The 9,303-nt window shown below is 68.0% G+C and carries 7 protein-coding genes, 1 tRNA gene and 1 pseudogene; 3 read left to right on the plus strand and 6 right to left on the minus strand.

The genetic code is table 11. The features are described 5' to 3' along the window. Positions 1–57: 57 nt before the first annotated feature. The 3 genes from fabG to FE811_RS15725 form a co-directional block, all read right to left on the minus strand. Positions 58–795, minus strand: coding sequence for a 3-oxoacyl-ACP reductase FabG (gene fabG / locus FE811_RS15715; protein ID WP_072462722.1), 738 nt, complete (start codon positions 793–795; stop codon positions 58–60). A gap of 64 nt (positions 796–859) precedes the next feature. Then, entirely contained in the window at positions 860–1,786 is a 927-nt protein-coding gene (fabD, locus tag FE811_RS15720; RefSeq protein ID WP_036759576.1) for an ACP S-malonyltransferase, read from the minus strand. 72 nt (positions 1,787–1,858) lie between these two features. Then, positions 1,859–3,196, minus strand: coding sequence for an ATP-binding protein (locus FE811_RS15725; protein WP_036759578.1), 1,338 nt, complete (start codon positions 3,194–3,196; stop codon positions 1,859–1,861). Positions 3,197–3,254: 58 nt separating this feature from the next. Here FE811_RS15725 and FE811_RS15730 point away from each other — a divergent pair, with 58 nt between their 5' ends. Further along, on the plus strand, positions 3,255–4,121 hold the full coding sequence (locus FE811_RS15730; protein WP_072462723.1) for an MBL fold metallo-hydrolase: 867 nt from the start codon (positions 3,255–3,257) through the stop codon (positions 4,119–4,121). 93 nt (positions 4,122–4,214) lie between these two features. Beyond that, positions 4,215–4,289, plus strand: a tRNA-Asn gene (locus FE811_RS15735). Positions 4,290–4,599: 310 nt separating this feature from the next. Here FE811_RS15735 and FE811_RS15740 read toward each other — a convergent pair. From FE811_RS15740 to FE811_RS15750, 3 genes and pseudogenes are all read right to left on the minus strand, one after another. Then, complete coding sequence (locus tag FE811_RS15740) at positions 4,600–5,220, minus strand: metalloregulator ArsR/SmtB family transcription factor (RefSeq protein ID WP_244295300.1); 621 nt, start codon at positions 5,218–5,220, stop codon at positions 4,600–4,602. A 74-nt stretch (positions 5,221–5,294) separates the two neighbouring features. Continuing rightward, positions 5,295–5,789: pseudogene (locus FE811_RS27920) on the minus strand (NAD(P)/FAD-dependent oxidoreductase); the annotation flags it as partial. A gap of 161 nt (positions 5,790–5,950) precedes the next feature. Next, entirely contained in the window at positions 5,951–6,505 is a 555-nt protein-coding gene (locus FE811_RS15750; protein WP_072462771.1) for a helix-turn-helix domain-containing protein, read from the minus strand. 234 nt (positions 6,506–6,739) lie between these two features. Here FE811_RS15750 and FE811_RS15755 point away from each other — a divergent pair, with 234 nt between their 5' ends. Further along, positions 6,740–9,187: an FAD-dependent oxidoreductase gene (locus FE811_RS15755; protein ID WP_208861651.1), complete on the plus strand. Its 2,448-nt coding sequence runs from the start codon at positions 6,740–6,742 to the stop codon at positions 9,185–9,187. The last annotated feature ends 116 nt before the right edge of the window (positions 9,188–9,303 follow it).

A 9,303-nucleotide genomic window follows, 5' to 3' on the forward strand; every position in this document is an offset into this window, starting at 1 on the left:
GCCTTGTTTGCGGGATATAGCACGGGAACGTGATCTTGCAACCCGCATAAACCACGTTCAGATCATCGCCATGCCGCCGTTGACATGCAGCGTGGCGCCGGTGACATAGCCCGCCTCGGGGCTGGCCAGATACAGCACGGCGGCGGCGATTTCCTGGGCGGAACCCATGCGCCCGGCGGGGATCTGCGTCAGGATCCGGCCCTTCTGCTCGTCGTTCAGCTTGCCGGTCATCGCCGTCTCGATGAAGCCGGGGGCGACGCAGTTCACGGTGATCCCGCGCGAGGCGACCTCATAGGCCAGGCTCTTCGACATGCCGACCAGCCCGGCCTTGGCGGCGGCGTAATTGCCCTGCCCCGGATTGCCGGTGGTGCCGACGATCGAGCCGATGTTCACGATCCGGCCCCAGCGCGCCTTCATCATGCCGCGCAGGACGCCCCGGCACAGCCGGAAGCTCGAGGTCAGGTTGACCTCCAGCACCTGCGCCCATTCCTCGTCGGACATGCGCATGAACAGGTTGTCGCGGGTGATCCCGGCATTGTTGACCAGGATGTCGACCGAACCCATCGCCTCGGCCGCCGCCTTGGGCAGGGCCTCGACCGCCGCCGCATCGGCCAGGTTGGCGGTGACCACATGCGCCCGCCCGCCCAGCCTCTCGGCCAGTTCGCGCAGCGGCGCCTCGCGCGTGCCCGACAGCGCCACGGTGGCGCCGGCGGCATGCAGCGCCTCGGCCACGGCGCCGCCGATCCCGCCCGACGCCCCGGTCACCAGCGCATTCCTGCCCGTCAGATCAAACATCACGCTCTTTCTCCGTTGTCCAAATACCCCGGGGGAATCCCGCAGGGATGGGGGCAGAGCCCCCTCATGCCTTCAGCGCCGCAATATCCGCCGGGACACCGATATTGCGCACCGCCGCATCCTTGGCGATGCGCTTGATCATGCCCGACAGCGCCTTGCCGGCGCCGATCTCCCAGAACTCGGTCACGCCCGCGCCGGCCAGGAACTCGACCGACTCGCGCCAGCGCACGGCACCCGTCACCTGCTCGACCAGCAGCCGGCGGATGGCGCCGGGCTCGGTCACCGGCTCGGCGCGGACATTGGCCACCAGCGGCACGGCCGGCGCGGCGATCTCGACCGCGGCCAGGGCCTCGGCCATCACCGCCGCCGCGGGCTGCATCAGCGCCGAATGGAACGGGGCCGAGACCGGCAGCATCAGCGCCCGCTTGGCGCCGCGCTCCTTGGCCAGCGCCGCGGCGCGCTCGACCGCCTCCTTGTGCCCCGAGATCACCACCTGCGCCGGATCGTTGTCATTGGCGGCCTGGCAGACCTCGCCCTCGGCCGCGTCGCGCGCGATCTGGTCGACCGCGGCGAAATCCAGGCCCAGGATCGCCGCCATTGCGCCCTGCCCGACCGGCACCGCCTCCTGCATGGCCTGGCCGCGCAGGCGCAACAGCCGCGCGGTGTCGGCCAGGCTCAGCGCGCCCGCCGCACAAAGCGCCGAATATTCGCCCAGCGAGTGGCCGGCGACGAAATCCGCGTCCCGGATGCCGAAGCCTTCGGCCTCCAGCGCCCGGAAGGCCGCGATCGAGGTCGCCATCAGCGCCGGCTGCGCGTTCCGGGTCAGGGTCAGCGTCTCGATGTCGCCGTTCCAGACCAGGTCGGACAGGCTCTCTCCCAGCGCCTCGTCGACCTCGGCAAAGACCTCGCGCGCCGCCGGATAGGCCTCGGCCAGCTCGCGCCCCATGCCGACGACCTGTGCGCCCTGCCCCGGAAATACGAATGCCCGCATCGCGGAATCCCTTCTGTCCTATGTCCTTGCGACAGCCTTAGCCCGCGACGCCCCTTGCCGCAACCGCGGCCGTCAGCGCGGAATCACGATCTCGGCCCGCAATCCCCCCAGCCGCTCGCCCTGGCCCAGCCGCAACTGCCCGCCATGGGCGCGGGCGATGTCGGCGGCGATGGACAGGCCCAGCCCCACGCCCTGGCCGCGGTTCTGGTTGCGCGCGGGGTCGAGCCGGGTAAAGGGTTTCAGCGCCTCCTCGCGCCTCTCGGGCGGGATGCCGGGCCCGTCGTCCTCGACCGAAATGCGGAAATAGCTCGGCCCCAGCGCCGCCTCGACCTCGGCGCGCTCGCCGTAGCGCACGGCATTGCCGATCAGGTTCTCGACGGCGCGGCGCAGGCTGTCGCGGCGAAAGGTGGCGCGGCCGGCGCCGTCGCCCGCGACCGAATGCAGGACCACCCGCTGCCCGCCGCGCTGCGCATCGGCGACGATGCCGCGCACGAAATCCAGCGCCGGCACCGGTTCGGGTGGGGCGTCCTGCGCCGCGTCGCGGGCATGGTCCAGGAAGGCGTCGACCATGGTGCCCATGGCCGCCACGTCGCTTTCCAGCGCCGCGATCTCCTCGGGTTCGGGCGGATAGTCCGGGCTCAGCATCGACAGGCCCAGCCGCAGCCGGGTCAGGGGCGTGCGCAGGTCGTGGCTGACGCCCGAGAGCATCTGCTTGCGCTGCTCGTTCTGGCGCTCGATGCGGGCGCGCATCTCCAGGAAGGCGGTGCCGGCGCTGCGGATCTCGCTGGCGCCGGCCGGGCGGTAGGAAATGATCCGCCCCTTGCCGTATTCCTCGGCCGCGCGTGCCAGCCGCCGGATCGGGCGCAGCTGGTTGCGCAGGAAGATCGTCGCGATCGCCGTCATCAGAAGCGAGGTGCCCACCATCAGCACCAGCAGCTGATGCGGGTTCGAGGCGCTGACCCGCAGGCGCGGAAACACCAGCTGGTAATGCCCCCAGCGGCCCTGCAGCGTCACCCGCACCTCGCGCCGGTGGCTCAGGTCGACGGCGCGCACGGCGGGCACGCGCTCGTGCAGCTCGGCGATGACGATGCGGCCCGACAGGTCGTAGAAGGCCCGCCATTCCACGCCCGGCTCGGCCGGCAGCTGCAGCTCCAGCCCCAGCGGCACGACCACCTCGCCGGCAGAATCGCGCGCCGCCTGGACATCGGGCGCCGCCTCGATCCGGGCCGCGACCAGCGCGACCTCATGCGCCATGCCCGAGGTCATCTGCCGCGTCACGTCCTCGAAATGGCGCTGCAGGAACATGATGGTGACGACGATTGTCACCACCACGACCGGCAGGAACAGGATCAGCGCCGCCCGTCCGTAAAGCCCGCGCGGCATGGTCCGCTTCAGCCAGTCGAAATTCATTGCCTCATGCCCCACCCGGCCCTTGGAATACGGGCCCTGCCATGGCTAGGTTAGCCCCATGACAAGCGCCGAGAAAGCCCTGCGGATCATCACCGCCGACAATCCCTCGCCCTTCACCGGGCCGGGCACCAACACCTTCCTGCTGGGACGCGAGCGGATCGCGGTGATCGACCCCGGCCCGGACCTGGCCGCGCATCGCCGGGCGATCCTGGCCGCCGCGGGGCCGGGCCGCATCAGCCATATCTTCGTCACCCATGCGCATCTGGACCATTCCGGCGGCGCCCGCGCCCTGGCCCAGGCGACCGGCGCGCCGATCCTGGGCTTCGGCCCCGCCGAATCGGGCCGCTCGGCGGTGATGGAGCGGCTAGCGCGCGAAGGCGCCATCGACGGCGGCGAGGGGCTGGACCGCGGCTTCGCCCCCGATATCGCCCTGGCCGACGGCGCGGCGGTCGAGACCGACGAGTGGCGCCTGACCGCGCTGCACACGCCGGGCCATTTCGCCGGCCACCTGGCCTTTCGCCAGGACGAGACGATCTTTTGCGGTGACGTGGTGATGGGCTGGTCCTCGACCATCATCTCGCCGCCGGACGGCGATCTGGCGGATTACTTCCGTTCGCTCTCGCGGCTCGATTCGGCGGGGGCGCGGGTGCTGCTGCCCGCGCATGGCGATGCGGTGCGCGACCCGACGGCGCGGCTGGCCGAGCTTGCCGCGCATCGGCGCGAGCGCACGGTGCAGATCCTTGCCGCGCTGCGCGACGGCCCGGCCACGGCCGAGGCGCTGGCACGGCGAATCTACCGCATCCCGCCGGCGATGATTCCGGCGGCGATGCGCAACGTGCTGGCGCATCTGATCGCCCTGTCCGAGCTTGGCGCGGTCTCGACCCCCGGCCCGATCGGCTCGGATTCGGTCTTTTCCGCGCATTGACCGGGACCGGCGGGGGATTTTCCGGATGGATGAAAAAAATGCGCAAACCCCTCTGGACGACCCCGAAGAGCGCGGCTATACACCGCCCCGTGTTCCGGCGTAGCTCAGCGGTAGAGCAGTTGACTGTTAATCAATTGGTCGTAGGTTCGATCCCTACCGCCGGAGCCATAAAAATCAAGGTGATGAAGGGCGTCCTTCAGGTGTTGCGGAAAGTTGTCCGACGCCGGGGATGAGGCCCGCCTCCGCGGCGATTGCGAGATCGTTTCGAGCGGTTTCGGGGTAGCGCATTGCGCCCCGCGTCATCCGAGCTTCCGCATTCGATCAGGCGCCTTTGGGCAAGGCCGTCCGCATCGCCAAGTGCCGGCCCGTGGAAAACACCGCCGACGGGATAGCCAGCGGGACCGAGGCCGCGAACCGTGAAACCGGCGGCTTGCCCCGTTCATCCGCCAGGATGAAGGCACCTGGGCCCGCGTCGTCCTCAAACCTGCGTCTCGACGGCCAGCCCCGCCGCCTTCCATTCGGCGAAACCATCCTCCAACCGCATCGCCCTGAAGCCCCTGGCGCGCAGCGCGGCCACGGCTTCGACCGAAAAGACGCAATAGGGGTCGCGGCAATAGGCGATGATCTCGGTATCCTTGGGCAGCTCGTTCAGCCGCCGGTCCAGTTCCGAAAACGGGATATTGCGCGCGCCCGGAAGATGGCCCTGCGCGAACTCCTCGGCGGGACGAACGTCCAGCACCGTGACCAGACCGGCCTCGATCCGCTGGGCCAGATCTTCGCGCGACACCGCCTCCATCGAGTCCCGCGCATGGAAATAGTCGTCCAGCAGGCGGTTGACCTCGGCGATATTGCGCTCTCCCACCCGGCTGAGCGCGCTGACGAGCGCCACCGCCTCGGCATCGCCGGCAAGGCTGTAGATCACATGCTTGCCGCGCCGCTCGATCTCGACCAGCCGCGCGCGCCGCAGGATCTGCAGACGCCGCGAGGTGTTGGCAAAGGACATGCCCGACAGCGCGGACAGTTCCTCGACCGGACGGCGGCCCTGCGCCAGGTATTCCGGCAGTTCCAGACGATGCGGATGGCCAAGCGCTTGCGCCACCTCGGCCAGGCTTGCGTGCCGGGAGTGTGGATCGCCGCGAAATAATGCTTCGATCCGGTGCGGGCCTGGATTTCCTCCCGGCCGAGCCAGCGGTGCTCCTTGCCGATCTGCTTCAGCGCCACCGACATCTCGGTGAGGCATTTCTGCCCGCGCTCGGTCGCTGCGGCGTGGTATTTGCCCGAAGGGTCCCAGTCGCAATCGACGCCCAGTTCCTCGACCGCCTGGCGAAGATAGTCGATCCCCTCGCTGTTGACGTGGAACTCTTCCTCGTTGCCCTTTTTATCCTCGGCGAAGTGCTTGTTGCGCGGATTATGCGCCAGATCGATCGCAAAACCGGCGCAACGGCCGGCCGCGCCATCGCCGATGCGACCGGCATCGACAAGAACGACGCGTGCGTCGGGGGCGAGTTCGCCCAGCCGGCGGGCACAGTGGAGCCCCATCCAGCCGCCTCCGACGACGAGATAATCGCATGCGATATCAGTATTCAACTGATTGGCTGCGGGCCGCGGACCCAGGGCGGCGAACCAACCGGAACGGGTTGGCTCCATATGGACAGGCATGATTTTCATAGCAGGACCGGGATGATGTTTCTGGTCCGGGCCTACATCAACGGGCCAGCCGGCGTGATGCTGGAAATTTCCCGCTCCGTATAGAATGGATTTATGAATGCTCCCTGCATGGACAGGGGTCGCCGCATCGCGGCCAACGCGCACCCCGGCAGAACTGGCCGCTAGTAGATCGGCGGAGAGACGATCCAGATGGCGATGGCGGGTTCGTCGCCATCGTTGCGCCAGGCATAGTCCGTCTCGCGGAACTGGAAGCTGTCGCCGGGCTCCAGCCGGATCTCGCGGTCGCCGATGATCAGGGTCAGGCGGCCCGAGATCAGGACGCCGCCGTCCTCCTTCGGCCGCGCCTTTCGCCGTCCGCCGCTGGACGAGCGCGGCGCGAAGGTCGACTTGATCATCTCGAACGAGCCGCTGAGCGTCGGGGACAGCAGCTCCTCGACCAGCCCGCTTTCCTGCGAGCCGATGGGCGTCCGGTCCGCCGCGCGCAGGACCAGCCCGCGTTCCTCGGGCGCCCGGCTGGCAGAGCGGAAGAAGAAGCTGATGTTCACCCCCAGCCGGTCCGAGATCTGCCCCAGGTCATGGACCGACGGCGTGGTCTGCCCGCGCTCGACCTGGCTCAGCCAGCCGACCGAGCGCCCGACATCGCCCGCAAGCTCCAGCAGCGTCATGCCCCGCGACTTGCGCAGCGACCGGATGTCTTCACCCACATGATGGCTCATCGGCTCTCCTTCAGAGGATGCCGGCAAGGTGCAGCAATTCCGCTGAAATCTCAACACGACCGCAGCCGGTAAATGAAATTCCTGGATGGCTCTGCCTAAAAATGAAATTTTTAATTGAAATTTCATTCTCGCCATGGATAGTTCCACCCTATCGGAAAGAACGGAATCGCCCCTCCTTCCCTGGCGACCTCCCGGCCCTGCACAGCTCACCCAGTCCAACAGCGGATAACCATCATGGTCGAACTTCCCAGCCAAGCCCGCGTCGTCATCATCGGCGGCGGCATTTCGGGCTGTTCCGTCGCCTATCACCTTGCCAAGCTCGGCTGGACCGACATCGTGCTGCTGGAACGCAAGCAGCTGACATCCGGCACCACCTGGCACGCGGCGGGGCTGATCGGCCAGCTGCGCGCCAGCCAGAACATGACCCGGCTGGCGAAATATTCCGCCGACCTCTACACCAAGCTGGAGGCCGAGACCGGGCTTGCCACCGGCCTGCGGCAATGCGGCTCGATCACCGTCGCCCTGACCGAAGAGCGGCGCGAGGAGATCCTGCGCCAAGCGGCGCTGGCCCGCGCCTTCGGCGTGGACGTGAACGAGCTTTCGCCGCGCGAGGTGCTGGAGCTTTATCCGCATCTGGAGATCTCGGATGTGGTTGCCGGCGTCCACCTACCGCTGGACGGCCAGGCCGATCCGGGCAATATCGCGCTGGCGCTGGCCAAGGGCGCGCGGATGCGCGGCGCCCGGATCGTCGAGCAGGTCAAGGTCACGCGCATCACCACCGCCAATGGCCGCGTGACCGGCGTCGATTGGGAAGCCGGCGGCGAACGGGGCCATATCGCCACCGAAAACGTGGTGAACTGCGGCGGCATGTGGGGCCGCGACCTTGCGGCGCAAAACGGCGTCACCCTGCCGCTGCACGCCTGCGAGCATTTCTATATCGTCACCGAGAACATCCCCGACCTGGCCCAGCTTCCGGTCCTGCGCGTGCCCGACGAATGCGCCTATTACAAGGAGGACGCGGGCAAGATCCTGCTCGGCGCCTTCGAGCCCAAGGCCAAGCCCTGGGGCATGTCCGGCATTCCCGAGGATTTCTGCTTCGACCAGCTGCCCGAGGATTTCGATCATTTCGAGCCGATCCTGGAAAAGGCGGTGGCCCGCATGCCGCTGCTGGGCCAGGCGGGCATCCACACCTTCTTCAACGGCCCGGAAAGCTTCACCCCCGACGACCGCTATTACCTGGGCGAGTCGCCCGAGCTTGCCGGCTACTGGGTCGCGGCCGGCTACAATTCCATCGGCATCGTGTCCTCCGGCGGGGCCGGCATGGCACTGGCGCAATGGATGGAGGACGGCGAGCCGCCTTTCGACCTGTGGGAGGTCGATATCCGTCGCGCCCAGCCCTTCCAGCGCAATCGCCGCTATCTGAAGGAACGGGTCAGCGAGACGCTGGGCCTGCTTTACGCCGATCATTTCCCCTATCGGCAGATGGCGACCTCGCGCGGCATCCGCCGCTCGCCCCTGCACGAGCATCTCAAGGCGCGCGGCGCGGTCTTTGGCGAGGTCGCGGGCTGGGAGCGTGCCAACTGGTTCGCCGCGGACGGGCAAGAGCGCGAATACCGCTATGGCTGGAAGCGCCAGAACTGGTTCGACAACCAGCGCGCCGAGCATATGGCGATGCGCGAGGGCGTGGGCCTGCTGGACATGACCAGCTTCGGCAAGATCCGGGTCGAGGGGCGCGATGCGCTTGCCTTCCTGCAGCGGCTTTGCGCGAACGACATGGACGTGCCCGCGGGCCGCATCGTCTATACGCAGATGCTGAACCACTGCGGCGGCATTGAGTCCGACCTCACGGCGACGCGGCTTTCCGAAACGGCCTTCTTCCTGGTCGTGCCCGGCGCGACCTTGCAGCGCGACCTGGCCTGGCTGCGCCGGCATCTGGGCGATGAGTTCGTCACCATCACCGACATCACCGCGTCGGAAGCCGTGCTGCCGCTGATGGGCCCGCGCTCGCGCGAGCTTCTGGCGCTGGTCTCGCCCGATGATTTCTCGAACGAGGCGCATCCCTTCGGCACCGCGCGCGAGATCGAGATCGGCATGGGCCTGGCCCGCGCCCATCGCGTGACCTATGTCGGCGAATTGGGATGGGAGCTTTACGTCCCCACCGACCAGGCCGCGCATGTGTTCGAAACCCTGGCCGAGGCGGGCGAGGCCGTCGGCCTTAAACTCTGCGGCCTGCACGCGATGGATTCATGCCGCATCGAGAAAGCCTATCGCCATTTCGGCCATGACATCACCGACGAGGATCATGTGCTGGAGGCGGGCCTGGGCTTCGCGGTGAAAACCGACAAGGGCGACTTCATCGGCCGCGACGCGGTGCTGAAGAAGCGCGAAACCGGGCTGGAGCGCCGCCTGGTCCAGTTCCAGCTGAAGGATCCCGAACCGCTGCTGTTCCACAACGAGCCGGTCCTGCGCGACGGCAAGATCGTCGGCTTCCTGACCTCGGGCAATTACGGCCACGCGCTCGGCGCCGCGATCGGCCTGGGCTATGTGCCCTGCCGGGGGGACGAGACCGCGGCCGAGATGCTGGCGTCGGATTATACCATCGACGTGGCAGGCCGGATCGTGGCTGCCGAGGCCAGCCTGGCGCCCCTCTACGATCCCAAGTCGGCGCGGGTGCGCGGCTGAAACCGAACTCGTGGAAGGACGGAAGCCATGACGTTCCTGGTCCCCGTGAAGCGCGTGATCGACTACAACGTGAAGGCCCGCATTCCGGTGACAGCATCCGGCTGAACTTCTCGCAG

The organism is Paracoccus sp. FO-3 (assembly GCF_006386455.1).
Taxonomy (GTDB): domain Bacteria; phylum Pseudomonadota; class Alphaproteobacteria; order Rhodobacterales; family Rhodobacteraceae; genus Paracoccus; species Paracoccus versutus.